Raw genomic sequence first — 16,131 nt, forward strand, 5'->3', positions numbered from 1 at the left:
TTCCGAAATTGCCCCCGACTATGCGATGTGGTCCTCTTCCAGTTCCGCGTTGTGGCGGTTCGTGAAGCGGTTGACCATGCGCTTGGCGTCCTCCGGGGGCAGGCCGATGCCGAACTCCGCCTCCACGTTGTCGATCAGCTCACGAGGCGTCGGGTAGCTGCCGTTGATCGACTGCTTGAAGACCTGGTAGAAGGACTCCTCGTCCGGTTCGGGGACGGGTACGGCCCCCGGGGGCGGAGTGCCGCCGCCCTCACCCAGTTCACGGGTACGGCCCGGGCCCACCGGGATGGGGAAGCTGCCCGTGTCCTCCGAGGACGGGCCCTCGTGCGGCTGGTCCTCCAGGTACTGCTCGGCCTGCTGCTGCTCCGCGAACCACTGGGCGTACTGCTCCGGGTCGTAGGCCGGGTCGTAGCCGCCCTGGTATTCGACCTCGCGGGGGGTGTTGAACCAGGGACTCTGGTCGGGTTCGGGTTCTGCCGCCACGTGCTCGACGCCGGGGGTGCTGTCGAGCGCCAGGCGCTGCTCGCCGGGAGAAGCCGTCCTCTGCGGGACGGGCGGCCCGGAAGCGGCACGCCTGCCCGCGGCCGGGGCGGGTGCGGCCGCCGCGTCCAGAGCCTGCTTGGGAGCCGGCGGGATCAGCGCGGGCTCGATGCCCGCCGCCGCCAGCCCCGCCGGAGCCGTCTCCGCCAACGGCACCCCGTACCGCGCCAGCCGCAGCGGCATCAGGGACTCCACCGGAGCCTTCCTGCGCCACGCCCGCCCGAACCGCGACCGCAGCCGCGCCTGGTAGACCAGCCGCTCCTGCTCCAGCTTGATGACCTGCTCGTAGGAGCGGAGCTCCCAGAGCTTCATACGGCGCCAGAGAAGGAACGTGGGGAGCGGCGAGAGGAGCCAGCGGGTGAGGCGGACCCCCTCCATGTGCTTGTCGGCCGTGATGTCGGCGATGCGGCCGATCGCGTGCCGGGCCGCCTCGACCGAGACCACGAACAGGATCGGGATCACCCCGTGCATGCCCACGCCGAGCGGATCCGGCCACGCGGCCGCGCCGTTGAAGGCGATCGTCGCCGCCGTCAGCAGCCAGGCCGTCTGACGCAGGAGGGGGAACGGGATCCTGATCCAGGTGAGGAGCAGATCCAGGGCCAGCAGGACGCAGATGCCCGCGTCGATGCCGATCGGGAACACGTAGGAGAAGTTCCCGAAGCCCTTCTTGAGGGCCAACTCGCGGACCGCCGCGTACGAACCGGCGAAGCCGATACCGGCGATGATCACGGCACCGGCCACGACCACCCCGATGAGAACGCGGTGCATCCGAGTCAGCTGCAGTGGCGCGGCCACCCGTACTCCCCTCCCCTTGCATGGTGTTGCGCGCAACAGGGTGGCACACATGTGCGGAGGACGGGTGGCCGGTTCCAGTGCGGCCTTATTCGGCCAGGTCGGCGGAGATTGCAGGGGCGGGCCGCGCCGCGTTCACCGTTCCCAGTACGGCTCGTCCGTCTCCCGCACCCGGCCGTCGGAGTCCAGCACGACAAAGCGGTCGAAGGTCCTGGCGAACCAGCGGTCGTGGGTCACCGCGAGGACGGTTCCCTCGAAACGGTCCAGTGCCGTCTCCAGGGCCTCGGCGCTGTGCAGGTCCAGGTTGTCCGTCGGCTCGTCCAGCAGCAACAAGGTGGATCCCTGCAGTTCGAGCAGCAGGATCTGGAACCTGGCCTGCTGCCCGCCGGAGAGGGAACCGAAGGGCTGGTCGGCCTGGGCCTGGAGTTCGTACCTGCGCAGTGCGGAGACTGCCGCCCCTCGGTCGCGGCCCTCCCGGTCACCGTCGCCCCGCCCCAGCACGTCCACGAGCGTGCGGTCGTCCAGGTCGGGCCTGCTCTGGGTCTGCGCAAACCAGCCAGGACGGACCCGGGACCCCAGACGAGCCAACTGGAGCGGGCCAACTCGTGGATGGAGGGCAGCGCCTCGGTCGGCATGGTCGCCGGACCGGGCCTCGCGGGCATCCTCGTCCAGATCATGAGCGCACCGGTCGCCCTGGTCGTCGACAGCGTCAGCTACCTCGTCAGCTACACGACACTGTCCCGGCTCCCGAAGGCGCCTCCCTCGGCCGACCCGGTCGAGGAGAGCGACGCCCCGGAGGGAAAACCCGGCCCGGCCGCCGAGCCAGGGTGCGCCCGGCCGAAGGAAACCCACCGGGAACAGGTGCTCGCGGGCCTGCGCGTCCTGCGTCACGACCGCCTTCAGCGGCCGATGACCCTGGCAGCCGCACACTTCAACATCTTCCACTCCATGTTCTTCGCGGTGAACGTCCTGTTCCTCCTGAAGAACCTCGACTTCAGCCCCGGCCTCCTGGGCGCCACCAGCATGGCCGGCGGAATAGCGGGACTGGTCGGAGCATCCTGCACCCCCCTCCTCACCCGCACCCTCGGCCAAGGCCGAGCCCTGATCCTCGTGTACGCCGTACCGGGCCTGGCCGCCGTCCTGGTTCCGCTCGCCGCAGGCACCGGCCGAGTCGTGGCCGTCACCCTGGTCACCGTCTCGACCTTCGTCTACACCTGCGCCGTGGTGGTCAACCTCGTCATCAGCGACACGGTCAAGCAGACCCTCGTGCCGGACCACCTGCTCGGGCGTGTCACCGCCTCCACCCGCTTCATCAGCTGGGGAGTCCAGCCGATCGGTGCCCTCCTCGGCGGCTGGCTCGGCACCTGGCTCGGCCTCGTCGAGGTGATGGTGCTCGCGTCGGCCGGCCTGGTCGCCTCGGCCCTGTGGCCGCTGTTCAGCCCCGTACGCTCCCTGATCCGTCTGCCGGACGACGAGGAGAACGAGGCAGCCGCCGGGGACGCCTGAGCAGACCGGAACCCGCCCACGACCACGTGACCGCAGGAGCCACACGTGCACGTGAAACCCGAAGTCCCACGCTGCCCAACGGCCCGCGCCTGATCGTCTCCCGGGGACCTGGTCCGGTTCGACGTGGACACCGTGCTGCACAGGGTGCTGAGCGACTGGGAAGGCGGGCGGCACGCGGTCCGGGCCCCGCAGGCTCCTTCCCCGGTCCCCGACGAACCCGCGGTCATCCTGGCCGACAGAGCCGTCGGCCGGACCGCGATGCCCGAGACGCGGCCACCCGCCCCCCGGCGGACGGGAGACGGGTGGGGCGGTGCCGGCCGGGCTCGCTCAGCTCTGCGACGCGGGCTTCTTCGACGGCGAGGCCTCGGTGTCCTTCGAGGGCTCGTCCGACGCACCCTTGGAGGGAGACTCCGACGGCGACTTCGACGCCGACTTGGACGGGGCGCCGCCCGCCTTGCCGCCGCCCTTGCCGTTCGCCTCGGACACCGCGTCCACCGCCTCCTTGACGGCCTTCTTCGCGTCCTTCAGCATGTCGTCGCCGCTCGGCGTCTTGTCGCCGGCCAGGCCCGCGCCGTTGTAGTCGAGCGTGACCACGACGTTCTCGACGCGCGCCACGATCGTCTGCTGCTTGAAGGTGCCTTCCTTCTTCTTCAGGTCGTAGTGCACGGCCGTCGCCTGGTCGCCCGTACCGGCCACCGGCTCCGTCTTGACGCCCTTCGCGCCCTCGACGGCCTGGGCCTCCTGGACCTGCTTGTCGAAGTACTGCCCGGCCAGCTTGTCGGCCGCGCCACGCGTGGCGTCCGACTCGAAGCGCAGCATCGACACGTTCAGCCAGCGGAACTGCGAACCCTTCACGCCGTTGTTGTCGAGGCTGTTCCAGGAGCAGCTGCCCCGGGTCGAGATGTCGTCCGACTTGCCCTCCTTGCCGGACTTGCTCTTCGGAACGAGGTCCTTCAGCATCTTCTTCGAGAGCGCCTTGCACGACTCCGGAAGCTTGCCGTACGCCGCCGCCTCCACGGTCGGCGACGGACTCGCGGACGCCGACGCGGCGGCCTCGGCGGCCTTGTCCGTGCTGTCGCCGGAGCCGGAGTCCGAGGAGCAGCCGGCGGCGACCAGCATCACGGGTACGGCGGCCGCGCAGACAAGGACGCGGTTGAGTCGCTTCGCTCGCTGGTCTCGCTGCTCTCGCTGTGCTCGTCGCTGCATGGTTCCTTCACTCATGACGCTCGTGGTTCCCTGCGGTCGGAACGGGTCCGAGTGGTCACCGTACGCGGTGAGGCAACCGTGTGTTCCTTCTTCGCACGCCTTGCGGGTACGCGTGAAAGGGCCGTGAAGGGGCCTCAGTCGCCCAGCGAATCCGCCAGCTGGGAGGCCAGTTTCTGCACCCTGTCCTGCATTTCCTTGCTGTCCGGGACGACGCCGACGGTCGCCGGCTGCTCCGCGTACTCGATGGTCACGATGACGTTGGACGTGCGGAACGCCACAGTCACCGTCCGCTGCTTGGCCGTCGAACCGGAACTGCTCAGCCCGTCGTCGAGGAACGCCTCGTCGCCGAGGTCCTCGAGCACCCGGGGCTGTAGATCGGTCGGGGCAGCGGACGCGGACGCCGAGGGCGAGGACGAGCCGGACGGGGAGGGGGAGCCGCTCGGGGACGCGGTCGAACCGCCCGCCGGCGTGCCGGCGGCGGGCGCCGTCTCCGTGGCGGTCGGCTCGGGCAGGTGGGCCGACGCCTCCCGCTCCGCGAACAGCTGCTCGGCCTGGCTGTCGTCGCTGACGGCGTTGTCGTACGAGACGACCCGCTCGAAGTCGATCAGCAGATGGTCGGTGGCCGCCGGGGAGTCCACCTTCCAGCGGCAGCCGACCTTGCGGTCGGTGTCGAACGTGCTCGTCGGCTCACCCTCGTAGGCCTTCTCGCGCTGCTCCTGGTCGCGGATCTGCCGGATGCCCGGGAGGAGTTCGTCGAGCGTGCTCTCGTCGACCTCGGTGCAGGGCTCGGGGAGCGTGCGGTAACGGCCGGGCTCGGCGGCGGCCGATGCCGTGCCGGTGTCGCCCGGGTTGGAGTCGTCCGTCGGGTCGTCGTCGCCCGAGCCGCCGGTGCAGCCGGCCAGTACCGCCGCGAGGAGCACGGCGATACCGGGTACACACGCCTTCCGTTGCACGTGGTGGCTCCTCTCGACACGGATATTGGCTTGCCGCCGTCGGGCGGGCGATGAACACAATGTGTATCGCACGCACTGCCGTGAACGCCGGTCCGATTTCCCTTTCGTCGACCTTGGCTCCGGTATTTGCTGTTGAGGACTTCTGTTCGTTTACGGGGGATTGAGGGCGTTATGTCGTACGTAGAGATACCGGGTGCGAAGGTGCCGATCCGGATGTGGGCCGACCCGGCCTCGGTCGAGGGCTCGGCGCTCCAGCAGCTCCAGAACGTCGCCACGCTGCCGTGGATCAAGGGCCTGGCGGTCATGCCCGACGTGCACTACGGCAAGGGCGCGACGGTCGGCTCCGTCATCGCGATGCGGGGCGCGGTGTGCCCGGCGGCGGTGGGCGTCGACATCGGCTGCGGAATGTCGGCGGTGAAGACGTCCCTGACGGCGAACGACCTGCCCGGCGATCTGTCCCGGCTGCGGTCGAGGATCGAGCAGGTGATTCCGGTGGGGCGGGGGATGCATGACGACCCCGTGGACCCGGGGCGGCTGCACGGGTTCGGCACGGCGGGGTGGGACGGGTTCTGGGAGCGGTTCGGCGGGGTTGCCGAGGCGGTCAAGTTCCGTCAGGAACGCGCCACGAAGCAGATGGGAACCCTCGGCGGAGGGAATCATTTTGTCGAAGTGTGCACGGATACGACCGATTCTGTCTGGCTGATGCTGCACTCCGGTTCCCGGAACATCGGCAAGGAACTGGCCGAGCATCACATCGGCGTGGCCCAGCAGCTCCCGCACAACCAGGGCCTGGTCGACCGCGACCTCGCGGTCTTCGTGGCGGACACCCCGCAGATGGCGGCGTACCGCAACGACCTGTTCTGGGCGCAGGAGTACGCGAAGTACAACCGCTCGATCATGATGGCGCTCCTGAAGGACGTGATCCGCAAGGAGTTCAAGAAGGCCAAGCCGGCCTTCGAGCCGGAGATCAGCGCGCACCACAACTACGTGGCCGAGGAGCGCTATGACGGGGTGGACCTGCTCGTGACCCGCAAGGGCGCGATCCGGGCCGGCTCCGGCGAGTACGGGATCATCCCCGGCTCCATGGGCACGGGTTCGTACATCGTGAAGGGCCTCGGCAACGCCAAGTCCTTCAACTCGGCCTCGCACGGCGCGGGCCGGCGCATGAGCCGCAACGCGGCCAAGCGCCGGTTCACCACGAAGGACCTGGAGCAGCAGACCCAGGGGGTGGAGTGCCGCAAGGACTCCGGGGTCGTCGACGAGATCCCCGGCGCCTACAAGCCGATCGAGCAGGTCATCGACCAGCAGCGCGACCTCGTGGAGGTCGTGGCGCAGATCAAGCAGGTCGTCTGCGTGAAGGGCTGACCGGGCGGCTCTACGACTCCCGGTGCACCTTCGTGTTCGACGCCTGGGCGCGGGGGCGGAGGACCAGGAGGTCCACGTTGACGTGGGCGGGGCGGGTGACCGCCCACGTGATCGTTTCGGCGACGTCGTCGGCCGTGAGGGGGTCGGCGACGCCCTGGTAGACCTTGGCCGCCTTGTCCTCGTCGCCGCCGAAGCGGGTCAGGGCGAACTCGTCGGTCTTGACCATGCCGGGGGCGATCTCGATGACGCGGACCGGCCGGCCGACGATCTCCAGGCGCAGCGTCTCGGCGAGGACGTGGGCGCCGTGCTTGGCGGCGACGTAGCCCCCGCCGCCCTCGTAGGTGCCGTGGCCGGCGGTGGAGGAGACGACCACGACCGTGCCGTCGCCGCTCGCGATCAGCTTGGGCAGCAGGGCCTGGGTGAGGTTGAGGGTACCGAGGACGTTCGTCTCGTACATCTGGCGCCAGTGGGCCGGGTCGCCGGTCGCGACCGGGTCGGCGCCGAGCGCGCCGCCCGCGTTGTTGACCAGCACGCCGATCGTCTTGAACGCCGTGGCGAACTCGTCGACCGCCGCGCGGTCCGTGACGTCGAGGGGGTAGGCCGTGGCCTGGTGGCCCGCCTTGGTGATCTCCTCCGCGAGGGCCTCGATGCGGTCCTTGCGGCGCGCGGTGAGGACGACGCGGTAGCCCGCCGCGGCGAGCTGCCGGGCCGTGGCTGCGCCGATTCCGCTGCTCGCACCCGTGACGACGGCGATGCGGGAGGCTGCGGGCGGGGCTGCGGTGGCCATGGGAGCTCCTCGGGCGTGGGTGGGGCGGGGCGGATCGTGCGCCGGCGCTTCCGGCCAGGATAGGTGGGCCCCCGGGTGGGAGAATGAGGCTGGGTGGTCCCCTGTTCTCCCGGAGGTGGATCATGGGCGAGGCACGTGAGGTCATGGACCGGCTCACGGACGCGGTCACCACACACGCCGATCTGAAGGTCCTCGGCGAGCTCTACGCGGAGGACGCGGTCGCCTTCACTCCCGACGAGGGTGAGCTGCGCGGGCGCGACGCGATCGTCGAGTACTGGCGGACGATGACCGAGGCGGTCCCCGAGGCGACGTTCGAGACGCTGCATTCCTACGAGTCCGGTGACACGGCCATCGACGAGGGCGTGTTCCGCGGGCGGAACACCGGCCCGCTGGAGCTGCCCAACGGCGAGACGCTGCCGCCGACGCAGAAGGAGGTGCGGATCCGCGGGGTGGACATCGCCACCGTGAAGGACGGGCGGATCGTCGACTACCGGCTGTACTTCGACGAGATGGACTTCCTCGGGCAGTTGGGGCTGCTGCCCGACGAGCCGTTCTGAGGCTTTGAGGGGTCCGGTCAGTTTCCCCGCGGGGCGTACATGATGACGGCCATGCCCGTGAGGCAGATCAGTGCGCCCGTGATGTCCCAGCGGTCCGGGCGGTAGCCGTCCGCGACCACGCCCCACAGGAGCGAACCGGCGACGAAGATCCCGCCGTACGCGGCGAGGACGCGGCCGAAGTGGGCGTCGGGCTGGAACGTCGCGACGAAGCCGTAGGCGCCGAGCGCGAGGACGCCGCCGGCCGCCCAGAGCCAGCCCTTGTTCTCGCGCACGCCCTGCCAGACCAGCCAGGCGCCGCCGATCTCCAGCAGCGCGGCGAGCACGAAGAGGGCGGCGGAGCGGAGCACGGACATGGCGTCAGCTTCGCATGCCCTCGTCGGGACACCGGCGTCAGTCGTCCGGGGTCTCGGCGTCGTAGCGTTCGCGGGCCTCTTTGACCTCGTCGAAGTGGTGCTCCGCCCAGTCCTTCACGGCGGTCAGCAGCAGCGCCGGATTCTGGCCCAGGGACGTGAGCTCACAGTCGACGCGGACCGGGACGGACGGGGTGACATCGGCGTCATCCCGCAGGCCCAGCCCGCCTCCGTCCGGGGGGTGTGGACCGGTGCGGTCGAGGTGAGCGCGGACGGGGCTCAGCTGGCGGAGCTGGTGCGGCTGGTGGACGAGGGGGTGCTGACGACGCGGGTCGCCGAGACGTTCGCCCTGGACGACGCCGCCAAGGCGCATGCCCGGCTCGACGAGGGCGGTGTGCGGGGGCTGGTGCTCGTGCCCTGACGCCCGGCCCGGTTCCTCAGCACCCGGCCCGGTTCCTCAGCGCCCGCCCCGGGCCCCTGCGGCGTACGCCGCGGGGGGCACCCCCACCGTCGTCGTGAAGTCCCGTACGAGATGGGCCTGGTCGGCGTAGCCGAGGTCGGCCCAGTCGATGTCGTCGCGGGTGCCGGCCTGTTCCAGGGCCTCGTGGATGCGGTAGCGGAGGATGACCCACTTGGGGCTCACCCCCACGTAAGTGGCGAACAGCCGTTGCAGGGCCCGCACCGACAGGCCCTGGGCGTGGGCGAAGTCGCCCACGCGGCGCACGGTGCGGTCGGCGCGGACCTGCCGGACGAGATCGATCGCGAGGTCGGCCTGCGGGTCCGGGGCGCAGGGCAGGGAGAGCAGGAAGGCGTCGAGGGCGGTCACCCGGGCGCGGTCGCCGGCGGCGGTGACGACCGAGCGGGCGGTGTCACCTGTGATCTGCGGGAACACCTCCTGGCCGGGCAGTGCGCGGCCCGTCCACCGGGAGACGGGCACCCCGGGGGTGTACGGCCGGAAGCCGCCGGGGCGGAACTTCACCCCGCAGACCCGGCCCCGCCCGGTCAGCTTCCTGGTGTACAGGCCGAGCGCGACGCCGGTGACCTCGGCGTACGGCGGCCCTTCGTCCTCGTCCCACTGGAAGGTGAGGTTGACGGCGGGGTGCGGGACGACGTGGGAGGCGTAGGGGGCGGGCAGGTCCCAGTCGATGTGAGGGGACGGCAGGGCCCGGCTCCACGCTTGCCCGGCCCCTGGTGAGAGGGGAGTAAGAAGGACGCCCCGGCGCAACGCGTACGGCCTGGGGGGCCGGGCGGCTTGGCACACTGGACGCGTGCCCCACACCGTGCTGCTCGCCGAAGACGACCGCGCCATCCGCAACGCCCTGGAGCGTGCCCTGACCCTGGAGGGCTACCAGGTCATGGCGGTCGCCGACGGTGTCGAGGCGCTGGCGCAGGCCCACCGCAACCGTCCGGACGTGCTCGTCCTGGACGTGATGATGCCCGGCATCGACGGGCTCCAGGTGTGCCGGGTGCTGCGCGCCGAGGGGGACCGGACGCCGGTGCTGATGCTGACGGCCCTGGTGGAGACGGCCGACCGCATCGCCGGCCTGGACGCGGGCGCCGACGACTACGTGGTGAAGCCCTTCGACGTGGAGGAGGTCTTCGCCCGGCTGCGCGCCCTGCTGCGCCGCACCAGCCCGGTGGCTGCCGGGAGCGCACCGGCGGCCGAGGCGCCCAGGCAGCCCCCGGAGCGGTTCGTCGAGGCGGCCGGGATCCGCATGGACCCGCAGGCGCGCCGGGGCTGGCGGGGCGCGCGCGAGCTGGAGCTGACCCGCACCGAGTTCGAGCTGCTGGAGCTGCTGGTGCGCAACGCGGGCATCGTCCTCGACCACTCGACGATCTACGACCGCATCTGGGGCTACGACTTCGGGCCCGGCTCGAAGAACCTCGCCGTCTACGTCGGCTATCTGCGCCGCAAGCTCGACGAGCCGGACGCGCCGCAGCTGATCCACACGGTGCGGGGCGTGGGTTACGTGCTGCGGGAGGACTGAGTGGGCCGCCCGCGCCGGCTGCTGGTCGGGCGGCGGCCGAGGCTGGTCTCGCTGCGCACCACGTTCGCGGTGTCGTTCGCGGCGGTGACGGCGGCCGTGACGATCCTGGTCGGCATCCTGTCCTACAGCGCCGCCGCGCGGCTGGTGCGGGTGGACCAGCAGACGGTGTTCGACGAGGTCGTGCAGGATCTGCGCGACGAGGTGCGGCAGAACCACATGACGCCCGGCGACTTCTCGTCCTCCGCGCCGGGCCACGACCTGGTGCGGCCGGCCCGGACGGACGTGCAGGTGCTCGGCCCGGACGGGCACGTCGTCGACGCGGGCAGTCCGGGGCTGCCGGTCACCGGCACCGACGCGCGGATCGCCGCCGCGGCCCTGTCCGGGGAGGTGGCCGAGCACAAGGACGTCGACGTGGGCAGCGACGTCTACCGCGTCGCCACCGTCTCCCTCGGGGGCGGCCGGGGCGCGGTGCAGGTCGCGCAGGAGTTCAGCGACGTCGAGGATCTGCTGCGGGCGCTCCAGCAGCGGACGCTGCTGCTGATGGCCGCCGTGGTGGTCGGCGCCGGCCTGTTCGGCTGGTGGCTGGCCCGGCGGATCACCCGCCGCCTGGTCGTGCTGACCGACGCCGCCGAGGACGTCGCCCGCACCCGCCGGCTGGGCATTCAGGTGCCGGTGGCCGGTCATGACGAGGTGGGCCGCCTCGGCCGGGCCTTCGACCGGATGCTGGGCCGGCTCGCCCAGTCCGAGGAGGACCAGCGCCGCCTGGTCCAGGACGCGGGCCACGAGCTGCGCACGCCGCTGACCTCGCTGCGCACGAACATCTCCCTGCTGCGCCGGATCGACGAACTCCCGCCGAAGGCCCGTGAGGAGCTGGTCGCCGACCTGGGCCAGGAGGCCCGGGAGCTGACCGACCTGGTCAACGAGCTGGTGGATCTCGCGGCCGGGCAGTCCGACACCGAGCCGCCGCGCCGGGTGGACATCGCCGACATCGCCGAGGAGGTGGCGGGGGCGGCCCGGCGCCGCAGCGGCCGGGAGATCCTGTTGCGCGCGAGCGGCGACACCACGACCGACGGCCGGCCGGGGATGCTGAGCCGGGCGCTGTCCAACCTCGTCGAGAACGCGGTGAAGTTCGACCAGGGCGGCAGGGCCCCCGTCGAGATCGCCGTCTCGGGGCCCGCCCGGCCCGGCACGATCCGGGTCGAGGTCCTGGACCGCGGCCCCGGCATCACCGGTCACGACCTCGCCCGGGTCTTCGACCGCTTCTACCGCGCCGCCGACGCCCGCTCCCTGCCGGGCTCGGGCCTTGGGCTGTCCATCGTCCGTGAGGTGGCTCTGGCGCACGGGGGAGCGCCGTTCGCGTACCGGCGGGACGGGGGTGGGACGGTGATCGGGTTCACGGTGGGCGGGCTCGACTAGTCCGCGATCCCGCCGTACGCGACGACCTCGTGCACGGTCTCCCGCACCAGGTACTCGCCGGGCACGGAGTTGCGCTCCCCGTACCGCTCGGCCAGGTCCTCGCCCATGTAGCGGGCGCCGAGGCGGGTGGCCCAGCGGCGCAGCTCACCGGGGTCCTCGGTGAGCTGCGCCGTGCAGTCGAGCATCACGTACGCGTACGGCGGTTCCTGGTCGTCCACGCACAGCGCGAAGCGGGGGGAGCGCAGCAGTGACCTGGCCTTGAGGGAGGCGTGCCAGGTCGTGAAGAGGACCTGGGGCGGGCCGCCGGGGGTGTCGTCCAGGAGGAACCACACCGGGGTGACGTGGGGCCGTCCGTCCTTGCGATGGGTCGCCAGCTTCCCCGTACGGGTGCCGGTGCGGACGAACGACCTCCACTGCCCTTCGGACATCGGCCTCACGCGGCGACCGTCTCCGCCGCCGGCATCGGCACCGCCGACACCCGGAACCCGGTGGCCGTCTCCTTCAACGCGGACTCCACCTCCCTGCTGCCGCGCCCGCGGAAGCGGAACCGGCCGCCGACGTGCTCGTAGTAGGCGTCCGCGAGCGGCAGGACCTCGCCCACGCCGAGCAGGGCCTCGGCGTAGGGGCCGGGGGTGCGGCCGGTCATCGGCGTCACCTCGGTGATGCGGCAGGGGCGCGCGGCCGGGGCCGGGATCAGGAGGTAGCCGCCGAACTCGCGGTCCGGCTTCGGTGCGCCGGGCGGCAGGGGGCGCTCCAGCTGGAAGCCGAAGGCCGCGTGCATCAGGTCGTATCCGTGCACCTCGCGCCACACGAAGGCGATCTCGGCGCCGCCGACCCGCGCCCAGCACGTCACGGGCGGAGGCCAGATCGCGCTCGGGCAGCCGCACCACCACGTCCGTGGCGCACTCGATGAGATGCAGCGCCGCCCTGGCGAGCGAGTCGTCGCAGGGGTAGCTCTGCTCCACGGCACTGCGGGCGCCCTGGAGCAGGGCGGCCGCGCTGACTGGGTGCTGAGAGGTGTCCAACTCGGTGCTCATACGGGCCTTCCTCGAAGTCGTTCGTACGGGGCTGGACGCAGAACGACTGTGCTGGCGCCCACCGGGCGCCCGGAAGGGTCATAGGCGTGCAGTGCAGGGTTGTGCAGCGCGGCCCGGCGTCCGTCAGACCGCCAGCCACACCGCCTGGTCCGGTCCCAGCCGCCCGTTCCCGAGCGGACCGCTGGACAGCAGCAGCGCGGAGTGGGACGGCAGCTCGCACGGCTCGGCCGAGAGGTTCACCACGCAGACGAAGCCGGGCTCGCGGCGGAAGGCCAGGACCCCGTCGGGGGTGTCCAGCCAGCTCATCGTGCCGTCGCCGAGGGCGGGGTGGTCGCGGCGGACGCGCAGAGCGGCCCGGTAGAGCTCCAGCATGGAGGTCGTGTCCCCCGTCTGGGCCGCCACGCTGAGTCCGCCCCAGTCGGCGGGCTGCGGCAGCCAGGGCTCGCCCGTCGCGCCGTCGGGGCTGAAGCCGAACGCCGTCCCGCCGCCGGTCCACGGGATCGGGACACGGCACCCGTCACGGCCGCGCTCGGTGTGGCCGGAGCGCTCCCAGGTGGGGTCCTGGAGAACGGACTCGGGCAGGTCCTCGACCTCGGGCAGACCGAGCTCCTCACCCTGGTAGACGTAGGCGCCGCCGGGCAGGGCCAGCATGAGCAGGGCGGCGGCACGGGCCCGCCGGGTGCCGAGTTCCAGGTCCAGGGGGCCGTCGGGGCGGTAGCTCTCGTTGGCCACCCAGCGCCTGACCGTCCGGCGGCCGTAGCGGCTGGGGTGGCGCATGACGTCGTGGTTGGACAGGACCCAGGTGGCCGGCGCGCCCACCGCCCCGAGCATGCCGAGGGAGCCGTCGATGACCGCGCGCAGGTCCTTCGGGTCCCAGCTCGCCATCAGGAAGTCGAAGTTGAAGGCCGTGTGCAGGCCGTCCCGGCGGACGTACGCCGCCAGCCGCTCGGGGGTGTCCGCCCACGCCTCGGCGACGAAGGAGCGGTCGCCGGGGAACTCGTCGGCGACCTTGCGCCAGGACCGGTAGATCTCGTGCACCTCGTCCCGGTCCCAGTGCGGATGGTCGACGTGCTGCCGGGGCTGCCCGCCGTCCGGATCCCGGCGGGGCGGCAGGTCGGGCAGCTCCGGGTGCTTGACCAGTCCGTGGGCGACGTCGATGCGGAAACCGTCGACGCCCCGGCTGAACCAGAACCGCAGGATCGACTCGAACTCCTCCCGCACCTCGGGGTGTTCCCAGTTCAGGTCGGGCTGCTCGGGCGCGAACAGGTGCAGGTACCACTCCCCGTCGGGCAGCCGGGTCCAGGCCGGGCCGCCGAAGCAGGACGCCCAGTCGTTCGGCGGCTCGGAGCCGTCCGGTCCGCGCCCGGGCCGGAAGACGTAGCGCTCGCGTTCCGCGCTGCCGGGGCCCGCCGCCAGCGCCGCCCGGAACCAGGCGTGCTGGTCGGAGGTGTGGTTGGGCACGATGTCGGGGATCACGCGGATCCCGTGCCCGTGCGCCTCCTCGATGAGCCGCTCGGCGTCGGCCAGGGTGCCGAAGCGCGGGTCGATCTCACGGAAGTCGGCGACGTCGTAGCCGTGGTCGGCCATGGGCGACGTGTACCAGGGGTTGATCCAGATGGCGTCCACGCCCAGCGACTTCAGATACGGCAGGCGGGAGCGGATACCGGCGATGTCGCCGACCCCGTCGCCGTTCCCGTCGGCGAAGCTGCGGATGTAGACCTGGTAGATGACGGCACTGCGCCACCAGGGTGCGGTGGGGGACACGGAGAAGGCTCCTTCTGTAGGGCTACTTGGCCGCGCCGGCGGTGAGCCCGGCGACGATCCGGCGCTGGAAGAGCAGCACCATGACCACCAGCGGGACGGTGACCAGAACACCCGCGGCCATCTGGCTGCCGAACGGGGTCTCGTACGTCGTGGCGCCGGTGAACTTGGAGATGGCGACCGTGGCGGTCTGCATGTCCGGCTTGTTGGTCATCGACAGGGCGATGAGGAACTCGTTCCAGGCGGCGATGAACGTGATGATCGCGGTGGTGAAGATGCCCGGCGCGGCCAGTGGCACGATGACCTTGCGGAAGGCCTGGCCGCGGGTGCAGCCGTCGACCATCGCGGCGTGCTCCAGCTCGCCCGGCATCTGCCGGAAGAACGTGGTCAGGTTCCACACCGCCAGCGGCAGCGCGAAGGACATGCTCGGCACGATCATCGACTGGTAGGTGTTGATCCAGCCGATGTCCGTGAACAGCTTCAGCAGCGGCACCACGATCGACACCACCGGGAACATCGAGGTGGCGATGATCAGCGTCAGGATCAGCCCCTTGAAGCGGAACTCCAGCCGGGCCATCGCGTACGCCGTGAAGGTGGCGAGCGCCAGCGCCAGCACGGTCGTGGTCCCGGCGACGATCAGGCTGTTGAGCAGCGCGCGCCCGAAGCCCTGCGCGGGGTCGAACACGGCACGGTAGTTCTCGAAGGACAGCGGGGACGGGAGCAGCGAGGTGTCGAAGATGTCGCTCGTGCGCCGGAGGCTGGAGACCAGCATCCAGTAGAACGGGGCCAGGCAGTACGCCACCACCGCGACGACACCCGCGTACACCAGGCCGCTGCGCCATTTCGCCGCGCTCGTCGTCATGCCGCCACCTCCCCGCGGCGCAGCGGGCGGCCCCGCCGGCGCCCGCCCGGGCCGCCCCCGCCCCCGACCAGATCGGCGCCGAGCAGCCGCACGAAGGCGAGCGCGATCAGGAAGACGTAGAGGAAGAGGATCACCGCGTACGCGGAGGCCGGTCCGAAGCGGACGTTGGACGCCTCGTTCTGCGCGAGCATCGACAGCGTCTCCACCGAGTGCTTCTGCGCGCCGACGAGGATGTAGGGCAGGTCGAACATCCGCAGCGCGTCCATGCAGCGGAACAGCACCGCCACCAGCAGCGCGGGCTTCACCAGCGGCAGGGTGATGTGCCAGAACCGGCGCACCGAGCGGGCCCCGTCCATCCGGGCCGCCTCGTAGACCTCCGTCGGGATCACCTGGAGCCCGGCCAGCACCAGCAGCCCGATGAACGGCGCGGTCTTCCACACCTCCGCGACGATGACCGCGATCTTGGCGTGGACGCCCTCCGTGGTCCACAGGATCTGCTGCCCGAGCAGCGCGTTGGCGACGCCGTCGCTGTTGAAGATCCACCGCCACAGCAGCCCCGAGATCGCCGTCGGCACCGCCCACGGCACCAGGATCCCGGCCCGCACCAGCCCCCGTCCCTTGAACGCCTTGTGCATGATCAGTGCCATGGCCACGCCGATCACCGTCTCCAGGCCGACGGTGACGACGGCGAAGAACGTGGTGTTCCAGAAGGCGTTCCAGAACCGCGCACCGGCCTCGCCGAAGATCTCGGCGTAGTTCCCCAGCCCGACGAACGGCTCGGTGTCGCTGATGAACCCGGTCGCGGGGTCCAGGCCCTTCGCCCCGTACAGCGACTCCTTGAGCGCCATCAGGGTCGGGTAGAGCACGACGACCGTCAGCACCAGCAGCGTGGGGGAGACGAGCAGCGCGGCCAGCCGCCCGGCACCGGCGGTCGCCCGCCCCCGCCGCACCGGCCGCTGAACTCCCTCCGGGGCGTCGGCCTGGGCCGTCGCCTCGGTCATGACCCCGGCC

At 71.5% G+C, this 16,131-nt stretch carries 17 protein-coding genes and 2 pseudogenes; 6 read left to right on the forward strand and 13 right to left on the reverse strand.

What is annotated here, in order from left to right:
- Positions 1-18: 18 nt before the first annotated feature.
- Together G3I77_RS22715 and G3I77_RS22720 are read right to left on the reverse strand one after the other, a co-directional pair.
- Positions 19-1,308: a DUF2637 domain-containing protein gene (locus G3I77_RS22715; RefSeq protein WP_248506602.1), complete on the reverse strand. Its 1,290-nt coding sequence runs from the start codon at positions 1,306-1,308 to the stop codon at positions 19-21.
- Positions 1,309-1,467: 159 nt separating this feature from the next.
- Positions 1,468-1,914 (reverse strand): annotated as a pseudogene (locus G3I77_RS22720) (ATP-binding cassette domain-containing protein); the annotation flags it as partial.
- Positions 1,915-1,941: 27 nt separating this feature from the next.
- On the opposite strand from G3I77_RS22720, the gene G3I77_RS22725 reads away from it, so the two are divergent.
- Positions 1,942-2,838, forward strand: coding sequence for an MFS transporter (locus tag G3I77_RS22725; protein WP_248506603.1), 897 nt, complete (start codon positions 1,942-1,944; stop codon positions 2,836-2,838).
- A 327-nt stretch (positions 2,839-3,165) separates the two neighbouring features.
- On the opposite strand, the gene G3I77_RS22730 is transcribed toward G3I77_RS22725, so the two are convergent.
- Positions 3,166-4,044 (reverse strand): DUF3558 family protein, encoded by an 879-nt coding sequence (locus tag G3I77_RS22730; RefSeq protein WP_248506604.1) that lies wholly within the window; start codon positions 4,042-4,044, stop codon positions 3,166-3,168.
- A 134-nt stretch (positions 4,045-4,178) separates the two neighbouring features.
- Positions 4,179-4,997, reverse strand: a complete 819-nt coding sequence (locus tag G3I77_RS22735; protein ID WP_248506605.1) for a DUF3558 domain-containing protein — start codon at positions 4,995-4,997, stop codon at positions 4,179-4,181.
- A 171-nt stretch (positions 4,998-5,168) separates the two neighbouring features.
- Here G3I77_RS22735 and G3I77_RS22740 point away from each other — a divergent pair, with 171 nt between their 5' ends.
- Positions 5,169-6,362: an RtcB family protein gene (locus G3I77_RS22740; protein WP_248506606.1), complete on the forward strand. Its 1,194-nt coding sequence runs from the start codon at positions 5,169-5,171 to the stop codon at positions 6,360-6,362.
- A 10-nt stretch (positions 6,363-6,372) separates the two neighbouring features.
- On the opposite strand, the gene G3I77_RS22745 is transcribed toward G3I77_RS22740, so the two are convergent.
- The gene (locus tag G3I77_RS22745) at positions 6,373-7,149 is read right to left on the reverse strand and encodes an SDR family NAD(P)-dependent oxidoreductase (RefSeq protein ID WP_248506607.1); all 777 of its coding nucleotides are present in this window, start codon (positions 7,147-7,149) and stop codon (positions 6,373-6,375) included.
- 122 nt (positions 7,150-7,271) lie between these two features.
- On the opposite strand from G3I77_RS22745, the gene G3I77_RS22750 reads away from it, so the two are divergent.
- Entirely contained in the window at positions 7,272-7,706 is a 435-nt protein-coding gene (locus G3I77_RS22750) for an ester cyclase (RefSeq protein WP_248506608.1), read from the forward strand.
- A gap of 17 nt (positions 7,707-7,723) precedes the next feature.
- Here the strand turns inward: G3I77_RS22750 and G3I77_RS22755 are convergent, their stop codons facing one another.
- Positions 7,724-8,059, reverse strand: coding sequence for a YnfA family protein (locus tag G3I77_RS22755; RefSeq protein ID WP_248506613.1), 336 nt, complete (start codon positions 8,057-8,059; stop codon positions 7,724-7,726).
- Between the two features lie 37 nt (positions 8,060-8,096).
- Positions 8,097-8,255, reverse strand: a pseudogene (locus tag G3I77_RS22760) (transcriptional regulator); the annotation flags it as partial.
- On the opposite strand from G3I77_RS22760, the gene G3I77_RS22765 reads away from it, so the two are divergent.
- The gene (locus G3I77_RS22765) at positions 8,202-8,477 is read left to right on the forward strand and encodes a zinc-binding dehydrogenase (protein ID WP_248506996.1); all 276 of its coding nucleotides are present in this window, start codon (positions 8,202-8,204) and stop codon (positions 8,475-8,477) included. The pseudogene G3I77_RS22760 and the gene G3I77_RS22765 overlap by 54 nt on opposite strands.
- Before the next feature lie 36 nt (positions 8,478-8,513).
- Here the strand turns inward: G3I77_RS22765 and G3I77_RS22770 are convergent, their stop codons facing one another.
- The gene (locus G3I77_RS22770) at positions 8,514-9,281 is read right to left on the reverse strand and encodes a helix-turn-helix domain-containing protein (protein ID WP_248506615.1); all 768 of its coding nucleotides are present in this window, start codon (positions 9,279-9,281) and stop codon (positions 8,514-8,516) included.
- 43 nt (positions 9,282-9,324) lie between these two features.
- Between G3I77_RS22770 and G3I77_RS22775 the strand changes: the two genes are divergently transcribed.
- Both G3I77_RS22775 and G3I77_RS22780 read left to right on the forward strand, forming a co-directional pair.
- Positions 9,325-10,044 (forward strand): response regulator transcription factor, encoded by a 720-nt coding sequence (locus G3I77_RS22775; protein ID WP_248506618.1) that lies wholly within the window; start codon positions 9,325-9,327, stop codon positions 10,042-10,044.
- Complete coding sequence (locus tag G3I77_RS22780; protein WP_248506620.1) at positions 10,045-11,460, forward strand: HAMP domain-containing sensor histidine kinase; 1,416 nt, start codon at positions 10,045-10,047, stop codon at positions 11,458-11,460. It abuts the gene before it with no gap.
- Here G3I77_RS22780 and G3I77_RS22785 read toward each other — a convergent pair.
- From G3I77_RS22785 to G3I77_RS22805, 5 genes are all read right to left on the reverse strand, one after another.
- Entirely contained in the window at positions 11,457-11,888 is a 432-nt protein-coding gene (locus G3I77_RS22785; protein ID WP_248506622.1) for a PPOX class F420-dependent oxidoreductase, read from the reverse strand. The two genes, G3I77_RS22780 and G3I77_RS22785, sit on opposite strands and share 4 nt — an antisense overlap.
- A 5-nt stretch (positions 11,889-11,893) precedes the next feature.
- The gene (locus tag G3I77_RS22790; RefSeq protein ID WP_248506624.1) at positions 11,894-12,313 is read right to left on the reverse strand and encodes a hypothetical protein; all 420 of its coding nucleotides are present in this window, start codon (positions 12,311-12,313) and stop codon (positions 11,894-11,896) included.
- Positions 12,314-12,620: 307 nt separating this feature from the next.
- Complete coding sequence (locus G3I77_RS22795; RefSeq protein WP_248506626.1) at positions 12,621-14,261, reverse strand: glycoside hydrolase family 13 protein; 1,641 nt, start codon at positions 14,259-14,261, stop codon at positions 12,621-12,623.
- Positions 14,262-14,283: 22 nt separating this feature from the next.
- Positions 14,284-15,120: a carbohydrate ABC transporter permease gene (locus G3I77_RS22800; RefSeq protein WP_248506629.1), complete on the reverse strand. Its 837-nt coding sequence runs from the start codon at positions 15,118-15,120 to the stop codon at positions 14,284-14,286.
- A complete protein-coding gene (locus tag G3I77_RS22805; RefSeq protein ID WP_248506631.1) occupies positions 15,117-16,121 on the reverse strand; it encodes a carbohydrate ABC transporter permease in 1,005 nt (334 codons plus the stop codon). The genes G3I77_RS22800 and G3I77_RS22805 overlap by 4 nt, the downstream gene beginning before the upstream one ends.
- Between the last annotated feature and the right edge of the window lie 10 nt (positions 16,122-16,131).

The sequence above is a fragment of the Streptomyces sp. D2-8 genome, from assembly GCF_023184515.1.
In the GTDB taxonomy this organism is placed as follows: Bacteria; Actinomycetota; Actinomycetes; order Streptomycetales; family Streptomycetaceae; genus Streptomyces.

What these genes read in the sequence shown, in the direction of transcription:
- G3I77_RS22740 (WP_248506606.1), top strand. Translation starts at nt 5,169, where the DNA reads ATGTCGTACGTAGAGATACCGGGTGCGAAGGTGCCGATCCGGATGTGG.
- G3I77_RS22715 (WP_248506602.1), bottom strand. Translation starts at nt 1,308, where the DNA reads ATGCACCGCGTTCTCATCGGGGTGGTCGTGGCCGGTGCCGTGATCATC.
- G3I77_RS22750 (WP_248506608.1), top strand. Translation starts at nt 7,272, where the DNA reads ATGGGCGAGGCACGTGAGGTCATGGACCGGCTCACGGACGCGGTCACC.
- G3I77_RS22785 (WP_248506622.1), bottom strand. Translation starts at nt 11,888, where the DNA reads ATGTCCGAAGGGCAGTGGAGGTCGTTCGTCCGCACCGGCACCCGTACG.
- G3I77_RS22725 (WP_248506603.1), top strand. Translation starts at nt 1,942, where the DNA reads ATGGAGGGCAGCGCCTCGGTCGGCATGGTCGCCGGACCGGGCCTCGCG.
- G3I77_RS22745 (WP_248506607.1), bottom strand. Translation starts at nt 7,149, where the DNA reads ATGGCCACCGCAGCCCCGCCCGCAGCCTCCCGCATCGCCGTCGTCACG.
- G3I77_RS22805 (WP_248506631.1), bottom strand. Translation starts at nt 16,121, where the DNA reads ATGACCGAGGCGACGGCCCAGGCCGACGCCCCGGAGGGAGTTCAGCGG.
- G3I77_RS22800 (WP_248506629.1), bottom strand. Translation starts at nt 15,120, where the DNA reads ATGACGACGAGCGCGGCGAAATGGCGCAGCGGCCTGGTGTACGCGGGT.
- G3I77_RS22755 (WP_248506613.1), bottom strand. Translation starts at nt 8,059, where the DNA reads ATGTCCGTGCTCCGCTCCGCCGCCCTCTTCGTGCTCGCCGCGCTGCTG.
- G3I77_RS22730 (WP_248506604.1), bottom strand. Translation starts at nt 4,044, where the DNA reads ATGCAGCGACGAGCACAGCGAGAGCAGCGAGACCAGCGAGCGAAGCGA.